Below are 23609 nucleotides of genomic sequence, written 5' to 3' on the forward strand. Positions count from 1 at the left end.
CAGGCGGCAAGCCGGAGGGCCTGTTATTCCTCCAGATCCTTGCGAAACGGGGTATGTTCTTCCAGGTATTCGCCCATCCGCTCCACCTCGCGCCGCTCGCGCCTGAGATAATCGGCCACGGCGTTGCGCAAGCCAGGGTGGGAAATGTAGTGGGCGGAATGCATGGTCACCGGCCGGTAGCCGCGCGCCAGCTTGTGTTCGCCCTGCGCGCCCGCCTCGACCACTTTCAGCTTGCGTTCGATGGCGAAGTCGATGGCCTGGTGATAGCAGACCTCGAAATGCAGGAAGGGATGATCCTCGATGCAGCCCCAGTTGCGGCCGTAGAGCGCGTCGGAGCCGATGAAATTGATGGCTCCGGCAACATAACGTCCGTTGCGCCTGGCCATCACCAGCAGGATGTCGTCCGCCATGCGCTCGCCGATCAGCGAGAAGAACTTGCGGTTCAGATAGGGACGGCCCCATTTGCGGCTGCCGGTGTCCATGTAGAAGGCGAAGAAATCATCCCAGGCCTTTTCGGTCAGGTCCTTGCCGGTCAGCCAGTCGATCGTGATGCCTGGCGCAAGCGCCTCGCGCCGCTCCTTCTTCATCGCCTTGCGCTTGCGCGAGGCCAGCGTGGCGAGGAAGTCGTCGTAAGTCGAAAAGCCTTCGTTGAAGAAGTGGAATTGCTGATCGGTGCGATGCAGGAAGCCCGCGGCCTCGAGGGTCGCGACGTCGCTCTCCTGCGCAAAGGTTACATGCGCCGAGGACACGCCGAGCTTGTCGGTCACCATTTTGAGACCGGCTGCAAGCCCGGCCTTCACCGCATCCGGATCCTCGCCCTTGCCGACCAGCAGGCGAGGGCCGGTGACAGGCGTGAAAGGCACGGCGCATTGCAGCTTTGGGTAATAGTTGCCACCGGCGCGCTCGAAGGCATCCGACCAGCCGTGATCGAACACATATTCGCCTTGGCTGTGCGATTTGAGATAACAAGGGACCGCACCCAGCAGCCTGCCTTGCGCAGTCTCCAGCCGCAGGTGATGTCCTTGCCAGCCGGTGCGCCGCACGGCGCAACCGGAATCTTCCAGGGCGCTCAAAAAAGCGAATGAAACGAGCGGGTTATAGGCATTTTCCGCGTCGCCGCGCGTGGTGCCGGCAAAGCCGTTCCATTCATCGCAGGTGAAAGCACCGATGCCGGCGGCGATGCGGATCGAATAGTCCGCATTTGCTGTTTGCCCGTCGCCATCGTCGCCCTGATCCATGAGGCTTATTTAAGCTCCATCCGGGCCGCTACAAGTCACGTTTGAGACACCCCACTCAAGCGACCTTCTCCAGATCGGGTTCGAACCCTTCGAATGTCATCTGATCGGCATATTTGAAGGTCAGGTCGATCGCGGGCTGATCATGCACCGTCCAGGTGATGACGGGCATTTTGAGCTTTTCCCGCACGAAGCTGACGAACGGATTGGGCAGGTCGCCGGCGGCGTAGGAGGTGAAGGAGAGCTCATGCGCCAGCATGGCGAAATGCCCTTCGATCAGCTTGAGGTCCTTGCCGTAGGCGGTCAAACCGGCGGGAATGCCGGACGCATGTTTCGGGAAATCGCGGATCAGCCAGTGATCGAACGACATGATCGCTGCCTTGCCCTTATAGCGCTTGAGCATCTTGCCGACGCGCGCCACGATGCCCTCGTCTCGGCCGGGAATGCCTTTCAGTTCGACGATCATCGGCACGCGGCCATCGACGAGGTCGAGCGCCTCCTGCAGCGTCGGCACGTGGTCTGATGTGCCGCCAACCCTGAGCGCGGTCAGTTCGGCCGCGCTGCGTTGCCAGACGAAACCGTCCTGTCCGGTCAGCCTTTTCAGGTCGTCATCATGGATGATGACGGGAACACCATCCGAGGACAGATGCACGTCGCATTCGATGGCGTAGCCCCGTTCGGCGGCGGCGGCAAAGGCGGAAAGCGTGTTTTCCCAGCGCGTCTTGTTCATGTCGTGAAAGCCGCGATGGGCCACGGGCCGGGCGGTCAGCCAGGATAGGTCGGTCATGTCAGGCCTTCGCTCATTCGACTTCGAAGATCGCTTCGATTTCCACTGCGGCATTAAGCGGCAGGGAGGCGGTGCCGACGGCGGAGCGGGCATGCTTGCCGCGCTCGCCAAGGGCGGCGACCAGGAAATCGGAGGCGCCGTTGGCGACCAGATGCTGCTCGACAAAGTCGGCGGCGGAGGCGACGAAGACGGTGATTTTCACCAGCTTGCGGATCTTCTCGAGATCGCCAAGTGCTGCCTTGGCCTGCGCCAGAATGTTGATCGCGCAGTATTTTGCCGCGTCCTTGCCGCTTGCCGTGTCGACGTCGCGGCCGAGCAGGCCGCTCGCCTGTAGCTTGCCGTCCTTGAGCGGCAATTGTCCGGCGGTGAACAGCAGATTGCCGGTCCTTGCATAGGGAACGTAGTTGGCGGCGGGTGCGGCAGCGGCGGGAAGCGTCACGCCGAGATCACTTAGCCGCTTTTCGATTGTTTCACTCATTGCTTTTCCCTATTGCTGGAAGGTGCTGCGCTGGCCGGGCCGAAATTGCTATTTTTGCCTCGCTTCCGCCACGACTTTTTTTAAGCTGGACCATCTTTCCCTGCGGCCTGCCATCAGCCGCGACGATCGGAGTACCACATGCGCGCAACGCGCCTTGCATTCCACGCTGTCCTTTTGTCGGCGGCCCTCCCGATAGTCCCGGCTTTCGCGGTTCCCGCGCTTCAAGCGCATCGCGCCGTTTACGACCTCACCCTCAAGAAAGCGGACGATCGCTCCGGCATCACCGGTATCACCGGCCGCATGGTCTACGAGTTCAATGGTTCTGCCTGCGAAGGCTATACGGTGAAATTCCGTTTTGTCACGCAGATCGCGACCAACGACAACACCAAGCTGACGGACCAGCAGACGACGACTTTCGAGGATGCCGAAGGCAAGACGTTCTCGTTCGTGACCAAATCCTTTGTCGACCAGAACCTCGACAAGGAGGTCAAGGGTATCGCCACGAAAGACGCGAAAGGCCTCAAGGTCGATATCGACAAGCCCGAGAAGAACAGTCTGGAACTTGCCGCCACCCAGTTTCCGACCCAGCATCTGGTCGAACTGATCGGCAAGGCCGAGAAGGGCGAAAACTTCTACCAGACGAACCTTTTCGACGGCTCGGAGGACGCCAACAAGGTGATGACCACCACCGTCGTCGTCGGCAAGAAGACCGAAGCCGACAAGGCCGACCCAGAGGCTCCGGCACTGGCCAAGCTTGCCACCGACAAATACTGGCCGGTCGACATCGCCTATTTCGACGACAGCGCCCAGAACGGCGAAGAGGTGCCGGAATATCGGATCAGCTTCAAGCTGCACGAGAACGGCATTACCCGCGATCTCGTCATGGACTATGGTGACTTTTCGATGACCGGCAAGCTGGTCAACCTGTCGCTGTTCGACCAGACGAAGCCTTGCCCGGTCTCGAAATAGCAGGAGTGCGCAATTGGGCTGGCCGCGGCGGGCTTGATGGCAGTCTATGTCGATGCGGCGATCTGGAAGTGGGCCGGCCATCGCTGGTGCCACCTGATGGCCGACGACACCGATGAGCTGCATCGTTTCGCGGCCCAGCTTGGGGTCAAGCGTTCATCCTACCAGGGACCGCCCAAGACATCCGCTCCGCATTATGACATAACCGGTTTCGAGCGCGACCGCGCGGTGCGGCTCGGCGCCATCGAATGCAGCCGCGAGGAGATCGTCGCGATCTTCCGCCGGGTGCGGGTGCCCAACGGGAAGGCCAAGCGATGACACCAACGGCCTTTCTGGCGTATTGCGCCGCCGTCACACTCGCTGCCGCCACACCGGGGCCAGCGATGTTCACAGTCATCACCAATGGCGTGTCGCGTGGGTTTCGTCGCGCGTTCATGGCCGGTGTCGGCGTTGCCGCCGGCGATGCCGTACTGGTCACCCTCGCACTGCTCGGACTGGTGGCGCTGGCCCAGACATTCGAATGGGTCTTCCTCCTGCTCAAATACGCAGGCGCTGCCTATCTGATCTATCTCGGCATCCGGATGTGGCGCGCTGCCGCCACACAACCCACCGAACCGAGGGCTGTTGAAACGAGATTGTCGCGGTCGTTCCTGCTTGGCGCGTCCATTGCACTCGGCAATCCGAAGGCGATCCTGTTCCACGCCTCGATCATGCCGCTCATCCTGAACCTCGACACCATGACCTTTGTCGATGGCCTGCTGGTGGTGGCTGTCGTCATCACCGTCAACATTGTCACAATGGGCCTCTATGCGGCGCTCGCCGGCCGGGCTTCGGGCTGGTTCAGGACACCCAAGCGCATGCGGTTGATGAACCGGTTTGCCGGCAGCGCCATGATCGGCACCGGAGCGCTGATTGCCGCACGCTGAAAGGCGAGACGCCACAGCGCTTGCCTTTATCGCGCATCCCCTCTATATGCCCGCTCATTCCACACACGGACTTTGGTGTCTGCCCGGGAGAAATCCGGCTGAAACCTCCGGTGGCGTTCGAGGACTTCGTCCGAAAATGCCTGTGTCCGTGGAGGCTAACCGGAAAGGAAATGAGAATGGCACTGCCTGATTTCAGCATGCGCCAGCTTTTGGAAGCTGGCATTCACTTCGGCCACCAGACCCACCGCTGGAACCCGAAGATGGCGCCTTACATCTATGGCGCCCGCAACAACATCCACATCATCGACCTCTCGCAGACGGTGCCTTTGCTGCACCAGGCGCTGAAGCAGGTTTCCGACACTGTTGCCAAGGGCGGCCGCGTGCTGTTCGTCGGTACCAAGCGCCAGGCATCCGACATTGTCGCGGATGCGGCACAGCGTTCGGCCCAGTACTATGTCAACTCGCGTTGGCTCGGCGGCATGCTGACCAACTGGAAGACGATCTCGAACTCGATCCAGCGCCTGCGCAAGCTCGACGAGATGCTGGCCGGCGAGGCCCAGGGCTTGACCAAGAAGGAGCGCCTGAACCTCGACCGCGAGCGCGAGAAGCTCGACAAGGCGCTCGGCGGCATCAAGGACATGGGCTCGACCCCCGACCTGATGTTCGTGATCGACACCAACAAGGAGGCGATCGCCATCCTCGAGGCCAAGCGTCTCGGCATTCCGGTCGTCGCCATCATCGATTCGAACTGCGATCCGGACAAGATCGACTTCCCGATCCCCGGCAATGACGATGCGGCCCGTGCCATCCAGCTCTATTGCGACCTGATCGCCAAGGCTGCGATCGACGGCATCGCCCGCCAGCAGGGCGCGCTCGGCGTCGACATCGGCGCTTCGGTCGAAGCTCCGGTCGAACCGGCACTCGATCCGGCTCCGGCATCGGAAGCCCCCGAGGCTTGACAATCGAAGGCCGATTGCGGCCTTCATCTTTCTCATATTTTGGCACGCTAAACAGACGCACCATCGAATATCGATGGTGCGTCGGTGCATTCTAGACAAAGAGGCGACAATGAGCATTTCGGCTGCACAGGTCAAAGAACTCCGCGACTTGACCGGCGCGGGCATGATGGACTGCAAGGCGGCGTTGACCGAGACCAACGGCAACATGGAAGAGGCCGTCGACTGGCTGCGCAAGAAGGGCATTTCCAAGGCTGACAAGAAGGCCGGCCGCACTGCTGCCGAAGGCCTGATCGGCGTCGACAATGGCGTGCGCGAGGCTGCCGTCGTCGAGGTCAATTCCGAGACCGACTTCGTTGCCCGCAATGCCGCATTCCAGGAAATCGTCGCCAACGTTGCCAAGGTCGCGCTGGCCTATGGCACGACTGAGGCTGTCGCTGCCGCAAAGTACCCGGGTTCGGACAAGTCGGTTACCGACACGATCAAGGACGCTGTCGGTACAATTGGCGAGAATCTGGGCTTCCGCCGCTCGGCCAAGCTGACCGTTCCGCACGGCGCGGTCGCGACCTACGTCCACAACGCGGTTGCCGACGGCCTTGGCAAGCTCGGCGTGCTGGTCGCGATCGAAACCACGGGCAATGAACATGCCGCCAACGCTTTCGGCCGCCAGGTCGCCATGCATGTCGCCGCCACCAACCCGCTGGCGCTGACCGCGGAGCAGATCGATCCGGCGGCGGTCGAGCGCGAGAAGGCGATCTTCTCCGACCAGGCACGCCAGTCCGGCAAGCCGGAAGCGATCATCGAGAAGATGGTCGAAGGCCGCCTGCGTAAATTCTACGAGGAAGTCGTGCTGCTGAAGCAGGCCTTCGTGCTCAATCCCGACATCACCGTCGAGAAGGCGCTGAAGGATGCCGAGAAGGAAATCGGCGCACCGGCCAAGATCACCGCCTATCTGCGCTTCGCGCTCGGCGAAGGCATCGAAAAGGAAGAGACCGATTTCGCGGCCGAAGTTGCGGCGGCGGTCAAGAAGTAAGCTTCCTAACGCTTTATTCGGATTGTGTTTTTCGGCCGGGCGCCCGCAGGGATGCCCGGCCGATTTCGTTTGCGGTGTCGATGAAGGCCCGCAGTTTGGGCGCCATCGCCGCCCGGCGCGGGAAGTAGAGGAACAGGCCAGGTTCCTCTATCGCTGATTGCGGCAGGATCTGCACTAACCGGCCGGCGGCAAGATCCTCCCGCACCAGCGGTTCGAAGACATAGGCAAGACCGACGCCTGCGAGCGCCAGGTCTATCGCGGCCAGCGAATCCGTGACGACGACCGTGCCCTTCGCCTCCACAACGACATCCTTGCCGTCTTCGGTCAGATCCCAGCGATAGAGCGCACCGGAGCGAACCAGCCGGTAACCGATGCAATTGTGGTTGGCGAGATCGGCCACGCTGCGCGGACGGCCGTGCTTTCCGACATGGGCTGGCGATGCGACCATCACGGCCTTGAACGGCGGCGTCAGCCGGACAGTGACCATGTCTTGCGCAATCATTTCGCTCAGCCGGATGCCGGCGTCGAAACCCTCGCCGACAATGTCGACCAGCCCCTGGTCGGTGAGCAATTCGACCGTCACATCCGGATAACGCTCGGCCATAGCCCCGACCACGGCCGTCACGCCAAGAGGAATGGCGATGTTGGGAACGTTGAGCCTGAGCAGGCCCGAAGGCCGGCCCTTGATGGCGCGGATGCGGTCCATCCGCTCGGCAATGTCCTGAAGCGCAGGGGCCGCCGTCTCCACCAGCGCCTTGCCGGCTTCCGTCAGCGAAACGCTGCGCGTCGTGCGCGCAAACAGCGGCTGACCAATGCGCTCTTCGACAAGGCGCACCGCATGGCTGACGGCTGACGGACTCATACCGAGTTCGGCCGCGGCAAGCGCAAAGCCGCCGCGCCGGGCAACGGCAATGACAACAGGCAGATGGGTAAGCAGATCCCGGTCCATTCATGCATGATATCGCATAGTCTTTGCAGACAATGCAATCTTATCGATGCCAATGCGGTGGCCCACATTGTCGTCAACGACATCGGCGTTCACACATCGGCAATCGCTGATGGCATCAAGGAGAAGAGACATGAATGCGTTGAAGCACGTAACTTTCGCGGCAGGCATGGTGCTGGCGCCGATCGATGCCGGCGGCGCGGAACCATCCGATTGGCGGGCGCTCGCGGACGAACGCGCGGTCATCCGTATCGCAGATGCCATCGACCGCGCCGTCGACGCGCAGGACTGGAAACTGGCGCGCAGCTATTTCGCGGATCGGGTTACCGCCGATTTCAGCAGCCTGTCCGGACAGCCGGCGGCCAACATCGCCTCCGACGACCTGATCGGTGCATGGGCCGGCAACCTCAAGGGCAGCAAGACAAGCCTGCATCTGCGCACAAATCACCAGGTCGCGCTCGGGGCGGATACGGCGACGGTCCGTTCCAACGGCTATGCCTGGAACCGGATGGAAGGCAATGGCGATCCGCTTTGGGAAGTCTGGGGCACCTATGAGCATCACCTGACGCGCTCCTCCGCCGGCTGGAGGGTCGACGGCTTCGCGTTCCGCATGACGCATGAGCGCGGCAACCCCTGGGTCAAGGCGACCCCTGGCCAGTGACTCGGGCCAGTGAGACCGCGGCATTCATCACCAGCATTGGAAGACGATCATGACCATGACCTATTACACTCTTGGCAACAGCGGCCTCCGGGTCAGCCGGCTGGCGCTGGGCACGATGACCTTCGGCACGGAATGGGGCTGGGGCACAGACAGGGAAACCGCTCGCGCCATGGTTGACGCCTATGTCGAGGCGGGCGGCAATTTCTTCGATACCGCCGATCTCTATACGGGTGGCACCGCCGAAACCTGGCTCGGCGAATTCATTGCCGAGCGGGGCTTGCGCGACAAGGCGGTGATCGCCACCAAATTCACGTTCAACGCGGAACCCGGCAATCCGAACGCAGGCGGCAACGGCCGCAAAAATATCCTGCGCGCCGTCGACGCATCGCTCAAGCGATTGGGCACCGACTATATCGACCTCTACCTCCTGCATGTATGGGACGGGCTGACACCGGCCGAGGAGGTCATGCGCACGATGGACGATCTTGTGCGCGCAGGCAAAATTCGCCATGTCGGCCTGTCCGACGTGCCGGCCTGGTATGCTGCCCGCGCGCAAACGATCGCTGAATTGCGCGGCTATGAGCCAGTGTCGGCGCTGCAGCTCGAATATTCGCTCGCCGAGCGTTCGATCGAGCACGAATTCGTGCCTTTCGGCACCCGCCATGGCGCCGGCATCATGGTGTGGAGCCCGCTGGCAAGCGGCCTGCTCAGCGGCAAGTACCGTCCCACGCAGGATGGAAATGCCGGCCGGCTCGACGGCTTCCGCGACACCACACATCCGGGGTTCCAGAAGTTTACCGAGCGCAACTGGGCAATTGTCGCCGAACTCGAAAAGGTCGCCGCGGAACTCGGGCGCAGCATGGCTGAAGTCGCGCTCAACTGGATAGCAACGCAACCGGGCGTCGCCAGCGTGATCCTCGGCGCGACCAGACTGGCACAACTGCGAGACAACCTTGCAGCGCTGGATTTCATGATTCCCGATGCACTTCGTGCCAGGCTCGATGCGGTCAGCAAAACACCGGCGCCCTTTCCCTACTCGTACTTCGGTTCCGAAATCCAGGCCCGTGTTACCGGCGGTGCCGTGACCGGCGACAAGCCGGCGGGTTATGCACCGCCGCTGCTGGTCGAGGGCGCCGCCGTGAGCATTACCAGTCGCTGACAGGCCACGACGGGCAGGCAGAATTGGGTGAGGGCGCCGCGTGACATCGCGGCGCCCTTCGTGTATCGGAACCCGGTGTTTTGGGATCGCGCCCGCGCGAATGCATGCCCGAACGCCACATGCAAAATGACGAGGCCCAGATGACGGTGAAGCCCCTCTACCGACGTGTCTTGCTGAAAGCGTCGGGCGAAGCGTTGATGGGCGAACAGCATTTCGGCATCGATGTTTCGGTCGTCGACCGAATCGCCGGCGACATTGCCGAAGCGCGCGCGCTTGGCATCGAGGTTGGCGTCGTGATCGGCGGCGGCAATATCTTTCGTGGCGTCGCCGTTGCCTCCAAGGGCGGTGATCGCGTCACCGGCGACCACATGGGCATGCTTGCCACAGTCATCAATTCGCTGGCGCTGCGCACCTCGCTGAACAAGATCGGCGTCGACGCCGTGGTGCTTTCGGCGATCGCCATGCCCGAGCTTTGCGAGAGCTTCTCGCAGCGCCAGGCAGATGCGTATATGAACCAGGGCAAGGTGGTGATCTTCGCTGGCGGCACCGGCAATCCGTTCTTCACCACTGATTCGGCCGCGGCACTGCGCGCCGCCGAAATCGGCGCGGATGCGCTGTTCAAGGGCACACAGGTCGACGGCGTTTACTCGGCCGACCCGAAGAAAGACCCGAATGCGACCCGTTTCGAGCGCATCAGCCATGGTGAAGTCATAAAACGCGGCCTCTCCATCATGGATACGGCTGCAATTGCACTTGCGCGCGAAAACAACATTCCGATAATCGTCTATTCGATCCACGAAAAAGGTGGTTTCGGCGATATTCTGAGGGGTGGCGGCCGCTGTACGGTCGTCGCGGACGATTGATCCGGGGCCTGATCCCTAAAAAAGGGGAAACCGGCTTTTCGAAAATCAGGCTCGAACGGGGCCTTGCCCCGAAGCAGTGAACCCGCGGCAGACGGGTCGAGGAGACTAAAATGAGTGAGTACGACGATCTCAAGCGGCGCATGGATGGAGCAATCGCGGCGTTCAAGCATGACCTGGCTTCGTTGCGGACCGGTCGCGCCTCCAGCAATCTGCTCGATGCGATCCAGGTGCAGGCCTATGGCACAAGCATGCCCATCAACCAAGTGGCCAATGTCTCGGTGCCGGAACCGCGTATGATCTCGGTGTCTGTGTGGGACAAGGCGATGGTCAGCGCGGTGGACCGCGCCATCCGTGAATCCAATCTGGGCTTCAACCCGATCGTCGACGGCACCAATCTCAGGATTCCGCTGCCGGAGCTCAACGAACAGCGCCGCAAGGAACTGGTCAAGATCTCGCACACCTATGCCGAGAATGCCCGCGTCGCCGCGCGCCATGTGCGCCGCGACGGCATGGACTTCCTGAAGAAGGCTGAGAAGGACGGCACCATCAGCGAGGACGATCAACGCAAGCGTTCGGACCAGGTCCAAAAGCTTACCGACGAGACAATCAGCACCATCGATCATCTGCTTTCCGACAAGGAAGCTGAAATCATGCAGGTTTAGGGTTGGCCTTAGGCCGACCCGAAAGCGAGATCATGACAACGCCCGCGCATGTCGCGATCATCATGGATGGAAATGGACGCTGGGCCAAGGCGCGTGGCATGCCGAGGCTTGCCGGCCATCGCGCCGGCGTCGAGGCGCTGCGCAAGACGGTGCGCGCGGCACCCGGTCTCGGGATCTCCTTCCTGACCGTGTATGCGTTCTCGTCGGAGAACTGGTCGCGGCCGAAGTCCGAGGTCAGCGACCTGTTGGGACTGTTGAAGCTGTTCATCCGCCGTGACCTGGCCGAACTGCACCAGAGCGGCGTGCGGGTCAGGATCATCGGCGACAGGGCAGGGCTGCAGGCCGACATCAGAGGGCTGCTCGACGAGGCCGAATCGCTGACATCAGGCAACGAAGCGCTGACGCTGGTGATCGCCTTCAACTATGGCGGACGCGACGAGATCGTCCGCGCGGCCCGCAAGCTTGCTTCGGCCGTGGCGCGCGGCGAAATCGACAGCGAGTCGATATCAGCCGAAAGCTTTGCCGGCTCCCTCGACACACAAGGGATTCCGGATCCGGAGCTGGTCATACGCACCAGCGGCGAGCTTCGCCTGTCCAACTTCCTGTTGTGGCAGGCCGCCTACAGCGAGCTCGTCTTCCTGCCTTGCTATTGGCCAGACTTCAGTCGCGAGCATCTCGCCGAAGCCTTGCGTGAATTCGCCGGCCGCGAGCGTCGCTTTGGCGGACATGGGCCACAGGACGTCGCGTCGCGACCGGCCGCGGGATGAGCAATCTCCAGCTCCGCGTCATTTCAGCGGTTATCCTTGCCATCGTTGCCCTTGGCCTGACCTGGCTTGGCGGCCTGCCTTTCCGATTGCTGTGCGCGGCCATGTCGGGGATGATCTTTTACGAGTGGACACGCATGTCGCGGCCCATGTCGACCAATGGACTGGGCTTCCTGCCAGAAGCGCTGATGGTCGTTTTAATCGGCGCCTTGATTGCCGGCCTTCCAGCATTCTGGCTGCTGCCGCTCGTCGTCACCCTGATCGTCGTGACAGCGATAGCCGCCCTGGTTCGCAACAGCGGGCAGTGGGATGCGTGCGGCCTTGCCTATGCCAGCGTGTCCGGCCTGTCGCTTGCCTTGCTGCGCGACGGCGATCATTCGGGCCTCGTCGCCATCCTGTTCCTGTTCGCGGTCGTCTGGGCGACCGACATTTTTGCCTATTTCGTCGGGCGGACTGTGGGCGGTCCCAAGCTGGCGCCGTCGATTTCACCCGGCAAGACGCGCAGCGGCGCACTCGGTGGCGCGGTTGGCGGTGTGGTTGCCGGGCTGATTCTGGCCGCGGTTGCCGGTGCCGGCAATCTGGCGCTGCTCGGTCTGGTGGCGCTCGTGCTCTCGATTGTTGCCCAGGCCGGGGACCTGTTCGAATCATGGGTCAAACGGCGGCACGGCCGCAAGGATTCAGGCATGCTCATTCCAGGCCATGGCGGGGTCATGGACCGTGTCGACGGGCTTGTCGCGGCGGCTCTGGCTCTATACGTCATCGGCTGGATTTCGGCGGGCGCCGATCATCCGGCGCAGGGCCTGTTTCCCATTTGAACGATGTCATTTCGCGATCCGGCACCAGGCGTGCCTTGGATTCGCCCGGATTGATGTCACAGTCACGGCGCTACTGTGCCGCGGAAGAATTTGAGGGTTTGTCTTGAACGAGATTCTTCACGCGCTTTTCAGCACGGACGGCTTGCTTCTCGGCACGCTCGTGCCGTTTCTCTTCGTGCTGACCGTGGTGGTGTTTGTCCATGAAATGGGCCACTACCTCGTCGGTCGCTGGTGCGGCATCGGCGTCAAGGCCTTCTCGATCGGCTTTGGTCCCGAACTCATCGGCTTCAACGACAGCCATGGCACGCGCTGGAAGCTGTGCGCCATACCGCTTGGCGGCTATGTCAAATTTGTCGGCGACATGAACGCCACCTCCAGCCAGCCGACGTCGGATGAGTTGGAAACGCTGACCGACGAGGAGCGCAAGGTTGCCTTCCACACCCAGGCGATCTGGAAGCGCGCGGCGACGGTGGCGGCCGGGCCTCTGTTCAATTTCCTGCTGACGATCGTCGTCTTTTCCGTGCTGTTTGCCACCTATGGGCGTTATGTCGCAGAGCCCATGGTGGCCGAGGTTACAACAGACAGTCCGGCGGCAAAGGCCGGCATTCAGCCGGGCGACCGATTCGTCAGCGTCGACGGCAGCAAGGTGGAAACCTTCGGTGACGTGCAGCGGCTGGTCTCGGGCCGCGCCGGCGATGTCATCACCTTCGTCATGCTGCGCGGTGGCAAGGAAGTCACGGTGACCGCGAGCCCGCAGTTGATGGAGCAGGAAGACGCGCTCGGCAACAAGGTCAAGGTCGCGGTGATCGGCGTCGTCAACAACAAGGAACTCGGCCAGCCTCGTCTCATCACCTATACACCGGTCGGCGCCGTTGCGGCGGCTGTCGAGGAAACCGGCCACGTCATCGAGCGCACCGGCCAGTTCATGCAGCGCTTCGCCGTCGGGCGCGAGGACAAGTGCCAGTTGGGTGGTCCGGTCAAGATCGCCGACATGGCCGGCAAGGCGGCCAAACTGGGTTTTGAATGGCTGGTGCAACTCGTCGCACTCCTGTCCGTGGGGATAGGCATTCTAAACCTTTTGCCGATTCCCCCCCTCGACGGCGGCCATCTCTTGTTCTACGGGGTGGAGGCCGTCATCCGCCGTCCGGTGTCGGAACGGATGATGGAAATGGCCTATCGGGCCGGTCTGCTTCTGGTCTTGTGCTTCATGGGCTTCGTGTTCTGGAACGATCTGTTTGGATGCTGAAATCATGAAGGAATTTGGCCTGGGCATGGCCGATGTTGAGACGCCGTTTACCATGCACGGGGATATGAGTGACGCGAAAGCCACGCACCAGGGTTAAGTAAATACAAATTAACCAGAAGCCTTGCGTGTAGGGAAAATCCGGTTAATACGGTAGGGGAAATTACCGCACGTCCGGTTTTCTCGCCGTGGGGACTACGAGAAAAGGTTATTAAGCCCGATGAAGGCAGCTTCCAAGTTTCTGAACGCCGCGTCAGCGGCGGCACTGTCCGCGGCTCTGGTTGTGCCGGGTGCGCTCGCAGTGCAATTCGTTGCCACATCGACGGCTGAAGCCGCTGTCGTCAGCAGGGTTGAAGTGAGCGGCAACCAGCGTGTCGACGCCGAAACCATCCGCAACTACATCACCATCAAGCCGGGCAAGGCCTTCTCCAGTTCCGACATCGACGCGGCCGTCAAGGCGCTGTTCGGCACCGGCCTGTTCTCGGACGTCCAGATCAACCAGGTCGGCTCGACGCTGGTGGTCAAGGTTGCCGAATACAAGGTCGTCAACCAGGTGCTCTTCCAGGGCAACAAGAAGATCAAGGACCCCGCGCTGCAGATGGCTATCCAGCTGAAGCCGCGCGCCACGTTCTCGCAGGCGACCCTCGATGCCGACGTCGAGCAGATCAAGGGCGCCTACAAGCATATCGGCCGCGATGATGCCGGCGTGACAACGCAGGTCATGGACCTCGGCGACAACCGCGTGAATGTGCTTTTCAAGATCACCGAAGGTGACCGTACGCAGATCGCGGCGATCAATTTTGTCGGCAACAGCGCCTATTCGAGCCGCCGCCTGTCGGACGTGATCAACACCAAGCGCTCCTCCTGGGTTTCGTTCATCCTGCGCGACGACGTCTACGACGAGGACAAGCTGCGCGCCGACCAGGAGCTGCTGCGCCGGTTCTACTACAATCACGGCTATGCCGATTTCCAGGTCGTGTCTGCTGTCGGCGAACTCGACAGTGCGACGAACAAATACACGGTCACCATCACCGTCCAGGAAGGCACTCGCTATAATTTCGGCGATATCAGCGTCGAAAGCACGATCCCGGAAGTCGACTCGAAGTCGCTGGAATCGGTGGTCCTGACCCAAAAGGGCGATGTCTACAACGCCAAGGACGTCGAAGACTCGATCATCGCGCTTACCGAGAAGGTGGCCGGTTCCGGCTATGCCTTCGCGCAGGTGACGCCACGTGGCGACCGCAACTTCGAGAACCATACGATTTCGGTAGTCTATACGATTGACCAAGGCACCAAGGCCTATGTCGAGCGCATCGAGATCCGCGGCAACGATCGTACGCGCGACTACGTCATCCGCCGCGAATTCGATGTCAGCGAGGGCGACGCCTTCAACCAGGTGCTTGTCCAGCGCGCCAAGAAGCGCCTGGAGAACCTCGATTACTTCACGTCGGTCGATATTTCGACCGTCCCGGGATCGGCGCCAGACCAGGTCGTTCTCGTGGTCACCGTGGTTGAGAAGTCGACTGGTGAATTCTCGATTGGTGCCGGTTATTCGACCGGCGGCGATTCGGCGGGTCCGTCCGTCGAAGGATCGATCACCGAGCGCAACTTCCTCGGCCGCGGCCAGTTCATCAAGCTGTCGGCCGGCGGCGGCAAGAATTCGCGCGACTACAGCCTGTCCTTCACCGAGCCGTACTTCCTCGGACGGCGCATCGCGGCCGGCTTCGACATCTACAAGTCGACGCGGGAATACAACAACGACTATGACAGCGATACCACGGGCGCGACGATCCGCTTCGGGTTGCCGATCACCAACAACATCACGACCCAGCTGGCGTACAATATCTCGCAAGAGAAATATAAGGTGGACGACAGCTGTGGCCCTACCACCACCGCAGATCCCGACGGCACGTGCAACATTTCCACTGCCATCTTGGATGGTATCGAGCAGAGTCCTTGGATCAAGTCGTCGGTCAGCCTTGGGTTGGTCTATAACACCATCGACGACATGAAGAACCCGCATGAGGGTATCTATGCCAATTCGTCCGTCGAAGTGGCCGGTCTCGGCGGTGATGCCAAGTTCGTGAAGGTCACGGCGCGCGGCAGCGTCTATCAGACGCTGTCCGAGTCGCTTGATCTTGTCGGCCTGATTTCGGGCGGCGCCGGTCATGTCGAGGGTTATGGCAGTGACGGCCTGCGCATATTCGATCAGTTCCAAAGCAGCGATCGTATGATCCGCGGTTTTGCTTATGGCGGTATTGGGCCTGTGGATCCTCTCACGGGTGACCATCTCGGCGGCACGACCTACTTCAACGCCTCCGCTGAAGCCCAGTTCCCGTTGCCAGTCGTTCCGGAAAGCTTCGGCCTTCGCGGTGCTGTGTTTGCTGACGCCGCCACCCTCTATGGCAGTCAGGTTACGAGCGTTGTTCAAGAGTCAACGGACTTGCAGTTGCGTGCCTCTGTGGGCCTTGGCCTGATGTGGGCCTCGCCGTTCGGCCCGATCCGTATCGACTACGCGATCCCGGTCAAGAAGTACGCTCGCGACGACGTGCAGGAATTCAACTTCGGCATATCGACCCGCTTCTGATCGGCGGCCAACGATGCTCCCGGATTTTATGGATCCGGGAGAAATGTTCCGACCTAGCTGGATATAGCTTCTGGAATGACCGATCCGGTGTTTTTCGCGCCATCACGCCGGTATACGGCGGCCGAAGTCGCGAATCTGACCGGCTCGGTGCTTGTCGATTCCGGTCACTCGGAGGTTTCGATCTCAGCGTTGGCACCGGCCCACGAAGGCGGCGCCAATGCGCTCGTCTTCGTCGACGGCAAGCGCAATTCCGGGCTGATGCCGTCGCTGCGGGCAGCCGCGGTTCTTTGCCCGGCGGAATTCGCCAGCAAGGCGCCGGCCGGTGTCGCCGTCCTCACCCATCCACGGCCGCAACAGGCCTTCGCGCTGATCGGTCGGCTGCTGTTCCCCGCGGCCGCGACACCGGGGCCGATGACCGGTGAAACCGGTGTTTCTCCACATGCCCATATCGATCCGACCGCGCATGTCGAAGCCGGCGCCATCATCGAGGCTGGCGTGGTCATCGGGCCAGGCGCCTCGATCGGCAGCGGCACCGTCATCGCGCCAAACGCGGTCATTGGACAGTCCTGCCAGATTGGCCGTGACGGCTATGTCGGCCCGGGCGTCAGCATCCAGTATGCGCTGATCGGCAACCGGGTCATCATCCATGGCGGCGCCAGGATCGGCCAGGATGGCTTTGGCTTTGTTGGTGGCGCCAAGGGGCCAGAGCGTGTTCCCCAGATCGGGCGGGTCGTCATCCAGGACGATGTCGAGATCGGCTCCAACACGACGGTCGATCGCGGCGCCATGTCCGATACGATCATCGGCCAGGGCACCAAGATCGACAATCTCGTGCAGATCGCCCATAACGTCCGCATCGGGCGCAATTGCATAATAGCTGGACTTTCGGGTATTTCAGGTTCCGTCGTCGTGGGTGACAATGTCACCATGGGCGGCGGCGTCGGGCTTGCTGATCACCTGACCATCGGGTCTGGGGCCAAGCTTGCCGCCAGAAGTGGATTTATGAGCAATGTCCCTGCCGGCGAGATCTGGGGTGGTTATCCGGCACAGCCGATGGCGGAAGCGATGCGGGAGATAGCCATGTTGCGCACGATGGCCAGGGCACGCAAGCAGGGCAACGGAAATGGCTGATATGGTGGCGGCGACAACGCTGGAAGCGGTCGACATCATGGGGCTGATGAAGCTCCTGCCGCATCGCTATCCCTTCCTGATGATCGACCGCATTGTCGACATCGATGGCGATAACTCGGCCGTCGGCATCAAGAACGTTACTATCAACGAGCCGCATTTTCAGGGCCATTTCCCCGAGCAGCCGGTCATGCCAGGCGTGCTGATCGTCGAGGCCATGGCACAGACGGCCGGCGCCATCTGCATCCGCAGCCTTGGGGCGTCGAAGCCGTCGCTGGTCTATTTCCTGACCATCGACAACGCCAAGTTCCGCAAACCGGTCGTTCCTGGCGACCAGTTGAAGATCCACGTCAAGAAAATCAAGAAGCGCGGCAACCTGCTCAAATTCGCCTGCGAAGCCATGGTCGAGGGTACCAAGGTGGCCGAGGCCGAGATTTCAGCCATGATGGTCACCGGCGACTGACGATCGGGTGCTTATGAAAATCAAGACTTCCATCCATCCTTCCTCCGTCGTGGAAGAAGGCGCCCAGATTGGCCAAGGTGTGCGCATCGGACCGTTTTGCCACATCAGCGCCGATGCCGTGATCGGCGACGGTGTCGAACTGGTCAGCCATGTCTCGGTGATGGGTGCGACGACCATCGGGGCGTCGACCAAGGTCTATCCGATGGCGACACTGGGCGCGCCGCCACAAAACACCAAGCACAAGGGCGGTCGCACCACGCTGGTCATCGGCGCCAATTGCACCATCCGCGAAGGTGTGACCATGCATGTCGGCACCGATACCAGCCGCGGCGAAACCACGGTCGGCGACAATGGCAATTTCCTCGCCTACGCCCACATCGCCCATGATTGCGTTGTCGGCAACAATGCCACCTTTGCCAATGGCGCGACGCTGGGCGGCCACTGCGAGGTCGGCAACAACGTCTATATTGGCGGCCTCAGCGCCGTGCATCAATTCGTGCGTGTCGGCGACAACGCTTTCCTCGGCGGATGTTCGGCATTTGTCGGCGATGTCATCCCCTACGCCATTGCCGTCGGCAACCGCGCCAGCCTGCGCGGCCTGAATATCATTGGCCTGAAGCGGGCCGGCCTGCCGCGCGCGGAAATCTACCTGCTGCGCAAAGCCTACAGGACGATTTTCGATCGCTCCCGCACGGTTGCCGAGAATGTCGAGCTGGCCAAGGCGGAATTCGCCTCGTCGCCGACAGCCATGAAGATCATCGATTTCATCTCCAGCCGCGGCAAGCGGCACTATGCCGTGCCGTCGCTCAAGGGCGGCGATGGCGACGACGCCGATGACGAAGACTGAGGTCGTCGCGAGGGGTCTCGATCTTTCGCCTGATGCCAGGGTCGGCATCATCGCCGGTGGCGGCAGCCTGCCGGTCGAAGTCGCGGCCGGTGCGGCCGGGCAGGGCTACCCGCCCTTCATCATTCTCATGGAAGGTGAGGCCGACCGACTGGCCGAATTGCGCCAGTATGAGCATGAGACGCTTGCCCTGGAGGCCATCGGCTCACTGCTCCCCTTACTCAGACGCCACGGGATCACCCACCTGGTGCTCGCGGGTGAGATCAGGCGCAGACCGAGACTGACACATCTGCGCCCAAGCCTCAGCCTGCTTGCGGTCATACCGCTTGTCGTGATGGCGCTCGCACGCGGCGATGACGGCCTGCTGAAGGTCGTGGCGCGAGGCCTGGAGGCGCGTGGAATAAAGGTCGTCGGCGCCCACGAAATCGTTCCGACCCTCGTTGCCGCCGAGGGCGTCTTGACGAAGGCAGCGCCCAGGGATTCAGATCGGCGCGACATCGAAGCGGGGCTCGCCGCGGCGAAGGCCATCGGGGCGCTGGATATCGGCCAGGCGGCGATAGCGATCGGCGGCCGCGTCATCGCGCTGGAAGGCATTGAAGGGACGGCTGGGTTGCTCGAGCGGGCGAAGCTGCTGCGCGGCCACGGCCGCATCGCGGGCAAGACCCGTGGCGTTCTCGTCAAATGCGCCAAGCCCGGTCAGGAACTGCGCGCGGATCTTCCTTCCATTGGCCCGCAATCGGTTGAAGCCGCGCATGCGGCCGGACTTGCCGGCATTGCCGTCGAGGCAGGACGTTCGCTTGTTCTGGAAGGCCCTGCGACCATCGCCCGGGCCAATGCGCTTGGCCTCTTCATCGTCGGTTTGCCTGCTGTGGAGCCGGCTAATGGGTAATGACAGGCCACTCAGGATTGCCATCGTCGCCGGCGAAGAGTCCGGAGACGTGCTCGGCGCCGACATCGTGCGTTCGCTGAAACATGCGACCGGTCGCGATGTGCAACTCCTCGGCCTTGGTGGCCGCCATCTGCAGGCCCTGGGCCTGGTATCGCCATTCGATGCCGGCGAGATCGCACTCATGGGGTTCACCGCCGTCCTGCGCGATCTGCCACGGCTGATGCGGCGGATCAATCAACTGGCCGACACTGTTGCTCGGGAGAAGCCGGACTGCCTCGTCACCATCGACAGCCCCGATTTTTCGCTGCGCGTGGCCAGGAAAGTGCGCGCGGCCAATCCGTCGATCCCGATCATCCACTATGTCTGCCCGAGTGTATGGGCATGGCGGCCGGGCAGGGCGGCGGCAATGAAACCCTATGTCGACCATATCCTCTGCATCCTGCCGTTCGAGGTCAAGGAACTGGAACGGCTCGGTGGTCCGCCCGGCACTTATGTCGGGCATCGCCTGACCCATGATGCAGGCGTGCTGGCGGCGGCGAAGGCGCAAGACCTGCCGCGCGACCTGGCAGCTGATCGCGTCAAGACATTGCTTGTCCTGCCCGGTTCACGGCGCGGCGAGGTGCGAAGGCTGCTCGAGCCATTTGGCGAGACCGTGTCGATGCTGAAGGCTCGCGGGCATCGCCTGCGGCTGATGCTGCCGACAGTGCCGCATGTCGCGGAGCTCGTCCGCGCTGGCGTCACCCGATGGGACGAAAAGCCCGAAATCATCGTCGATCCCCAGCGCAAATGGCAGGCCTTCGGCAAGGCCGATGCCGCGTTGATCGCGTCGGGGACCGTATCGCTGGAACTCGCGTTGGTAGGCGTCCCGATGGTCTCAAGCTACAGGCTCGATCCCATCGCACGTGCCGTTGCGCCCTATTTCGTTTCGGTCTGGTCGGCGCTGCTGCCCAATTTGATCGCCGATCGTGCGCTTATTCCCGAGTTCTACAACGAATACGTCAAACCGAACAATCTGGCCCGGCAGATGGAAGCATTGTTCGCCGACAGCGGCATGCGTGCCTGGCAGAAGCAAGGCTTTGCCGAGATCGCCAGGCGCATGGCGACCGACAAGCCATCTGGCGAGATTGCGGCGGGCGTTGTGTTGCGTTACGCGAAAAAGGCGCCCTGAGGCGCCTTTTCATTTTAATAAGCCCAGATCAGCGCTTGGCGATCGGCACGTAGTCACGCTCCGGCGCACCGGTGTAGAGCTGGCGCGGGCGGCCGATCTTCTGGCGCGGATCCTCAATCATTTCCTTCCACTGCGCGATCCAGCCGACGGTGCGGGCGACCGCGAACAGCACGGTGAACATGGTGGTGGGGAAGCCCAGCGCCTTCAGCGTGATGCCGGAGTAGAAGTCGACGTTCGGGTAGAGCTTCTTCTCGATGAAGTAGGGATCGGTCAGCGCGATCTTTTCCAGTTCCATGGCGATGTCGAGCAGCGGGTCGTCCTTGATGCCGAGCTCGCCCAGAACCTCATGCGCGGTCTTCTGCATGATTTTCGCACGCGGATCATAGTTCTTGTAGACGCGGTGACCGAAGCCCATCAGCCGGAACGGATCGTTCTTGTCCTTGGCACGGGCAATGAACTCGGGGATGTGATCGACATGGCCGATCTCGCCCAGCATGTTCAGCGCCGCTTCATTGGCGCCGCCATGGGCCGGGCCCCAGAGGCAAGCGATGCCAGCCGCGATGCAAGCGAACGGGTTGGCGCCCGACGAGCCGGCAAGACGAACGGTCGAGGTCGAGGCGTTCTGCTCGTGATCGGCGTGCAGGATGAAGATGCGTTCCATGGCGCGCGCCAGCACCGGGTTGATCTTGTACTCCTCGCACGGCACGGCGAAGCACATATGCAGGAAGTTGGCGGCGAAGTTCAGCTCGTTCTTCGGGTAAATGAAGGGCTGGCCGATGTGGTATTTATAGGCCATGGCGGCGATCGTCGGCATCTTGGCGATCAGCCGCATGGAAGCGACCATGCGCTGGTAGGGATCGGAGATGTCGGTGGAGTCGTGGTAGAAGGCCGACAGCGCGCCGACCACGCCGCACATCACCGCCATCGGGTGCGCGTCGCGGCGGAAGCCGGTGAAGAAACGCGACATCTGCTCGTGCACCATGGTGTGGCGCGTTACGCGGTAGTCGAAATCGTCCTTCTGCGCCTTGGTCGGCAATTCGCCATAGAGCAGGAGATAGCAGACTTCGAGGAAGTCGCCGTGCTCGGCCAGCTGGTCGATCGGGTAGCCGCGATGGAGAAGAATACCGGCATCGCCGTCGATGAAGGTGATTTCGGACTCGCAGCTTGCGGTCGAGGTGAAGCCGGGATCGTAGGTAAAGGCACCGGTCGTGCTGTAGAGCGAGGCAATGTCGATGACGTCGGGCCCGACGGAGCCGCTTCGCACCTTGAACTCGTGAGTCTTGCCGGCGAACTCAAGCGTTGCCGTAGCCTCTTGGCCGCCCACATCCAGTTTTTTCGCAGCTTCGGTCATTGCAAACTCCTTCTTGTTTCCTCATGCCGGCAAGGGCAAATTCTGCAGAGCGACACGTCGAAATCACCGCAATGCGCATATTCGCCACCGCATTTCAGGAGGTGCGTGCCAGATTGGGCCAAGGCCTAATGTTGCACTGCGAAACGCGCCTTTCAATGCCAATCTTCTTGGGCCAGTTTGCTCCTAATCGATTTGATCCGCTATGCGCGCCAGGCTCTCCTCGCGCCCGAGCACGGCAAGCACGTCGAACACACCCGGCGAGGTGCTCTTGCCGGTCAGCGCAGCCCGTAAAGGTTGGGCCACGGCACCGAGCTTGTGGCCGCCAGCCAGTGCAACCTCGCGGATCGCAGCCTCGGCCGCGGCAGCCGTCCAGTCACCTGAAAGCGCATTCAAAGCTTCGTGAGCGCCACGCAGGATCTTGCGGGCATCGTCATTGAGCAGGAGGGCTGCCTTGTCGTCGATCGGCAGCGGCCGGGTGGCAAACAGGAAGGCGGCGCCGTCGACAAGCTCGACCAGTGTCTTGGCGCGCTCCTTCAGACCTGGGAGAGCCGCCAGAAGCTGCGCCTTGTTGCGATCGTCAAGGCGTGCGGCCATTGCCGGACCGCCCTCGAGATAGGGCAAGGTGGCGATGAAGATGTCGAACAGCTCGGCATCGGCCATCTTGCGCATATGCGCGCCGTTGATCGCTTCCAGCTTGGCGAAGTCGAAGCGGGCCGCGCCCTTGTTGACGTCGCCGATGTCGAACCAGGAGATCATGTCCTTGATCGACATGATCTCGTCGTCGCCATGGCTCCAGCCCAGGCGCGCCAGGTAGTTGAGCAGCGCCTCCGGCAGGTAGCCCATGGCGCGATAGGCCTCGACGCCAAGCGCGCCATGCCGCTTCGACAGCTTGGCACCATCGGCACCATGGATCAGCGGGATGTGCGACATGGACGGCACGTCCCAGCCCATGGCCGTGTAGATCACGGTCTGGCGGGCGGCATTGGTCAGGTGGTCGTCGCCGCGGATGATGTGCGTGACACCCATGTCGTGATCGTCGACGACCACGGCATGCATGTAGGTCGGATTGCCGTCCGAACGCAGGATGATGAAATCGTCGAGATCCTTGTTGGGGAAGCGCACCTCGCCCTGGACGCGGTCGTGCACGACCGTCTCGCCCTCGGTCGGCGCCTTGATGCGAATGGCACCCTTGACGCCGGGCGGGGCCTCGGATGGGCCGCGATCGCGCCACTGGCCATTATAGCGCGGCGGCAGGCCCTTGGCCCGCGCCGCCTCGCGCATTGCCTCGAGCTCGGCAGGCGTCTCGTAACTGTAATAGGCCTTGCCCAGGCGCACCAATTCCTCGGCGACCTCGCGGTGGCGCGGTGCGCGCTCGAACTGCGATATGGCCTCGCCATCCCAGGAAAGCCCAAGCCAGGTCAGCCCATCCAGAATGGCCTGGGTTGCCGCATCGCTGGAGCGTTCGCGGTCGGTATCCTCGATGCGCAGCACCATCGTGCCGTTAGTGTGCTTTGCGTAAAGCCAGTTGAACAGCGCCGTGCGTGCGCCACCGATATGCAGATAGCCGGTGGGCGAGGGGGCAAAACGGGTGACGACCTTGTCGGACATGGAACTCTCGGAAACCATCTGAAACGGGGCGTGGGTGCGCGGACTTTCGCGCTTTGCGCGTTCATGTAGCATAGGGC

The 23609-nt window shown here is 62.0% G+C and carries 24 protein-coding genes; 18 read left to right on the forward strand and 6 right to left on the reverse strand.

Annotated features, from left to right (window positions below):
- Positions 1–23 precede the first annotated feature (23 nt).
- The 3 genes from EB235_RS21435 to EB235_RS21445 are packed head-to-tail and all read right to left on the reverse strand — an operon-like array spanning position 24 to position 2500.
- Complete coding sequence (locus EB235_RS21435; protein ID WP_027029045.1) at positions 24–1238, reverse strand: GNAT family N-acetyltransferase; 1215 nt, start codon at positions 1236–1238, stop codon at positions 24–26.
- 55 nt (positions 1239–1293) lie between these two features.
- Positions 1294–2022: a glycerophosphodiester phosphodiesterase gene (locus EB235_RS21440; protein WP_027029044.1), complete on the reverse strand. Its 729-nt coding sequence runs from the start codon at positions 2020–2022 to the stop codon at positions 1294–1296.
- Between the two features lie 13 nt (positions 2023–2035).
- Complete coding sequence (locus EB235_RS21445) at positions 2036–2500, reverse strand: RidA family protein (protein ID WP_027029043.1); 465 nt, start codon at positions 2498–2500, stop codon at positions 2036–2038.
- Positions 2501–2638: 138 nt separating this feature from the next.
- Here EB235_RS21445 and EB235_RS21450 point away from each other — a divergent pair, with 138 nt between their 5' ends.
- The 5 genes from EB235_RS21450 (at position 2639) to tsf (ending at position 6381) form a co-directional block, all read left to right on the forward strand.
- Positions 2639–3469: a cell envelope integrity EipB family protein gene (locus EB235_RS21450; RefSeq protein WP_027029042.1), complete on the forward strand. Its 831-nt coding sequence runs from the start codon at positions 2639–2641 to the stop codon at positions 3467–3469.
- 36 nt (positions 3470–3505) lie between these two features.
- Positions 3506–3784, forward strand: coding sequence for a DUF4031 domain-containing protein (locus EB235_RS21455; RefSeq protein ID WP_027029041.1), 279 nt, complete (start codon positions 3506–3508; stop codon positions 3782–3784).
- Complete coding sequence (locus EB235_RS21460; RefSeq protein WP_027029040.1) at positions 3781–4392, forward strand: LysE family translocator; 612 nt, start codon at positions 3781–3783, stop codon at positions 4390–4392. The genes EB235_RS21455 and EB235_RS21460 overlap by 4 nt, the downstream gene beginning before the upstream one ends.
- Positions 4393–4568: 176 nt before the next feature.
- Complete coding sequence (rpsB, locus tag EB235_RS21465; protein ID WP_023777441.1) at positions 4569–5351, forward strand: 30S ribosomal protein S2; 783 nt, start codon at positions 4569–4571, stop codon at positions 5349–5351.
- A gap of 109 nt (positions 5352–5460) precedes the next feature.
- Positions 5461–6381, forward strand: a complete 921-nt coding sequence (gene tsf / locus EB235_RS21470; protein WP_027029039.1) for a translation elongation factor Ts — start codon at positions 5461–5463, stop codon at positions 6379–6381.
- Between the two features lie 13 nt (positions 6382–6394).
- Here tsf and EB235_RS21475 read toward each other — a convergent pair whose 3' ends face one another.
- Positions 6395–7330, reverse strand: coding sequence for a LysR family transcriptional regulator (locus tag EB235_RS21475; protein WP_027029038.1), 936 nt, complete (start codon positions 7328–7330; stop codon positions 6395–6397).
- A 130-nt stretch (positions 7331–7460) separates the two neighbouring features.
- On the opposite strand from EB235_RS21475, the gene EB235_RS21480 reads away from it, so the two are divergent.
- From EB235_RS21480 to lpxB, 13 genes are all read left to right on the forward strand, one after another.
- Positions 7461–7988, forward strand: coding sequence for a nuclear transport factor 2 family protein (locus tag EB235_RS21480; protein WP_027029037.1), 528 nt, complete (start codon positions 7461–7463; stop codon positions 7986–7988).
- A 49-nt stretch (positions 7989–8037) separates the two neighbouring features.
- Entirely contained in the window at positions 8038–9147 is a 1110-nt protein-coding gene (locus EB235_RS21485) for an aldo/keto reductase (RefSeq protein WP_027029036.1), read from the forward strand.
- A gap of 140 nt (positions 9148–9287) precedes the next feature.
- On the forward strand, positions 9288–10010 hold the full coding sequence (gene pyrH, locus EB235_RS21490; RefSeq protein WP_027029035.1) for a UMP kinase: 723 nt from the start codon (positions 9288–9290) through the stop codon (positions 10008–10010).
- A 110-nt stretch (positions 10011–10120) separates the two neighbouring features.
- Complete coding sequence (frr, locus tag EB235_RS21495) at positions 10121–10672, forward strand: ribosome recycling factor (RefSeq protein ID WP_027029034.1); 552 nt, start codon at positions 10121–10123, stop codon at positions 10670–10672.
- A 32-nt stretch (positions 10673–10704) separates the two neighbouring features.
- Complete coding sequence (locus EB235_RS21500; RefSeq protein WP_027029033.1) at positions 10705–11439, forward strand: isoprenyl transferase; 735 nt, start codon at positions 10705–10707, stop codon at positions 11437–11439.
- Positions 11436–12251, forward strand: a complete 816-nt coding sequence (locus EB235_RS21505; RefSeq protein WP_027029032.1) for a phosphatidate cytidylyltransferase — start codon at positions 11436–11438, stop codon at positions 12249–12251. Before EB235_RS21500 ends, EB235_RS21505 begins: the two co-directional genes overlap by 4 nt.
- A gap of 103 nt (positions 12252–12354) precedes the next feature.
- Positions 12355–13497 carry an RIP metalloprotease RseP gene (rseP, locus tag EB235_RS21510; RefSeq protein WP_027029031.1) on the forward strand — a complete coding sequence of 381 codons (1143 nt, stop codon included), beginning with the start codon at positions 12355–12357 and terminating at the stop codon, positions 13495–13497.
- Positions 13498–13714: 217 nt separating this feature from the next.
- Entirely contained in the window at positions 13715–16081 is a 2367-nt protein-coding gene (gene bamA, locus EB235_RS21515) for an outer membrane protein assembly factor BamA (RefSeq protein WP_027029030.1), read from the forward strand.
- 75 nt (positions 16082–16156) lie between these two features.
- Positions 16157–17212: a UDP-3-O-(3-hydroxymyristoyl)glucosamine N-acyltransferase gene (gene lpxD, locus EB235_RS21520; RefSeq protein WP_027029029.1), complete on the forward strand. Its 1056-nt coding sequence runs from the start codon at positions 16157–16159 to the stop codon at positions 17210–17212.
- On the forward strand, positions 17205–17672 hold the full coding sequence (gene fabZ / locus EB235_RS21525; protein ID WP_027029028.1) for a 3-hydroxyacyl-ACP dehydratase FabZ: 468 nt from the start codon (positions 17205–17207) through the stop codon (positions 17670–17672). Before lpxD ends, fabZ begins: the two co-directional genes overlap by 8 nt.
- Before the next feature lie 13 nt (positions 17673–17685).
- Complete coding sequence (lpxA, locus tag EB235_RS21530; protein WP_027029027.1) at positions 17686–18519, forward strand: acyl-ACP--UDP-N-acetylglucosamine O-acyltransferase; 834 nt, start codon at positions 17686–17688, stop codon at positions 18517–18519.
- Positions 18491–19405: an LpxI family protein gene (locus EB235_RS21535; RefSeq protein ID WP_027029026.1), complete on the forward strand. Its 915-nt coding sequence runs from the start codon at positions 18491–18493 to the stop codon at positions 19403–19405. The genes lpxA and EB235_RS21535 overlap by 29 nt, the downstream gene beginning before the upstream one ends.
- Positions 19398–20573 (forward strand): lipid-A-disaccharide synthase, encoded by a 1176-nt coding sequence (lpxB, locus tag EB235_RS21540; protein ID WP_027029025.1) that lies wholly within the window; start codon positions 19398–19400, stop codon positions 20571–20573. The genes EB235_RS21535 and lpxB overlap by 8 nt, the downstream gene beginning before the upstream one ends.
- Positions 20574–20601: 28 nt before the next feature.
- Here the strand turns inward: lpxB and gltA are convergent, their stop codons facing one another.
- Positions 20602–21924, reverse strand: a complete 1323-nt coding sequence (gltA, locus tag EB235_RS21545; RefSeq protein ID WP_027029024.1) for a citrate synthase — start codon at positions 21922–21924, stop codon at positions 20602–20604.
- Between the two features lie 183 nt (positions 21925–22107).
- The gene (gene gltX, locus EB235_RS21550; RefSeq protein ID WP_027029023.1) at positions 22108–23532 is read right to left on the reverse strand and encodes a glutamate--tRNA ligase; all 1425 of its coding nucleotides are present in this window, start codon (positions 23530–23532) and stop codon (positions 22108–22110) included.
- Positions 23533–23609: the final 77 nt, after the last annotated feature.

Origin of the sequence: Mesorhizobium loti R88b (assembly GCF_013170845.1) — a bacterium.
Classification (GTDB): Bacteria; Pseudomonadota; Alphaproteobacteria; order Rhizobiales; family Rhizobiaceae; genus Mesorhizobium; species Mesorhizobium loti_B.

Coding starts and splice junctions, on each gene's coding strand:
- EB235_RS21435 (WP_027029045.1), bottom strand. CDS start 1,238: ATGGATCAGGGCGACGATGGCGACGGGCAAACAGCAAATGCGGACTAT.
- frr (WP_027029034.1), top strand. CDS start 10,121: ATGAGTGAGTACGACGATCTCAAGCGGCGCATGGATGGAGCAATCGCG.
- lpxA (WP_027029027.1), top strand. CDS start 17,686: ATGAAAATCAAGACTTCCATCCATCCTTCCTCCGTCGTGGAAGAAGGC.
- lpxB (WP_027029025.1), top strand. CDS start 19,398: ATGGGTAATGACAGGCCACTCAGGATTGCCATCGTCGCCGGCGAAGAG.
- EB235_RS21445 (WP_027029043.1), bottom strand. CDS start 2,500: ATGAGTGAAACAATCGAAAAGCGGCTAAGTGATCTCGGCGTGACGCTT.
- EB235_RS21475 (WP_027029038.1), bottom strand. CDS start 7,330: ATGGACCGGGATCTGCTTACCCATCTGCCTGTTGTCATTGCCGTTGCC.
- pyrH (WP_027029035.1), top strand. CDS start 9,288: ATGACGGTGAAGCCCCTCTACCGACGTGTCTTGCTGAAAGCGTCGGGC.
- EB235_RS21505 (WP_027029032.1), top strand. CDS start 11,436: ATGAGCAATCTCCAGCTCCGCGTCATTTCAGCGGTTATCCTTGCCATC.
- lpxD (WP_027029029.1), top strand. CDS start 16,157: ATGACCGATCCGGTGTTTTTCGCGCCATCACGCCGGTATACGGCGGCC.
- gltA (WP_027029024.1), bottom strand. CDS start 21,924: ATGACCGAAGCTGCGAAAAAACTGGATGTGGGCGGCCAAGAGGCTACG.
- EB235_RS21450 (WP_027029042.1), top strand. CDS start 2,639: ATGCGCGCAACGCGCCTTGCATTCCACGCTGTCCTTTTGTCGGCGGCC.
- EB235_RS21480 (WP_027029037.1), top strand. CDS start 7,461: ATGAATGCGTTGAAGCACGTAACTTTCGCGGCAGGCATGGTGCTGGCG.
- rpsB (WP_023777441.1), top strand. CDS start 4,569: ATGGCACTGCCTGATTTCAGCATGCGCCAGCTTTTGGAAGCTGGCATT.
- EB235_RS21485 (WP_027029036.1), top strand. CDS start 8,038: ATGACCATGACCTATTACACTCTTGGCAACAGCGGCCTCCGGGTCAGC.
- gltX (WP_027029023.1), bottom strand. CDS start 23,532: ATGTCCGACAAGGTCGTCACCCGTTTTGCCCCCTCGCCCACCGGCTAT.
- EB235_RS21455 (WP_027029041.1), top strand. CDS start 3,506: ATGGCAGTCTATGTCGATGCGGCGATCTGGAAGTGGGCCGGCCATCGC.
- EB235_RS21440 (WP_027029044.1), bottom strand. CDS start 2,022: ATGACCGACCTATCCTGGCTGACCGCCCGGCCCGTGGCCCATCGCGGC.
- tsf (WP_027029039.1), top strand. CDS start 5,461: ATGAGCATTTCGGCTGCACAGGTCAAAGAACTCCGCGACTTGACCGGC.
- EB235_RS21500 (WP_027029033.1), top strand. CDS start 10,705: ATGACAACGCCCGCGCATGTCGCGATCATCATGGATGGAAATGGACGC.
- fabZ (WP_027029028.1), top strand. CDS start 17,205: ATGGCTGATATGGTGGCGGCGACAACGCTGGAAGCGGTCGACATCATG.
- EB235_RS21535 (WP_027029026.1), top strand. CDS start 18,491: ATGGCGACGACGCCGATGACGAAGACTGAGGTCGTCGCGAGGGGTCTC.
- bamA (WP_027029030.1), top strand. CDS start 13,715: ATGAAGGCAGCTTCCAAGTTTCTGAACGCCGCGTCAGCGGCGGCACTG.
- EB235_RS21460 (WP_027029040.1), top strand. CDS start 3,781: ATGACACCAACGGCCTTTCTGGCGTATTGCGCCGCCGTCACACTCGCT.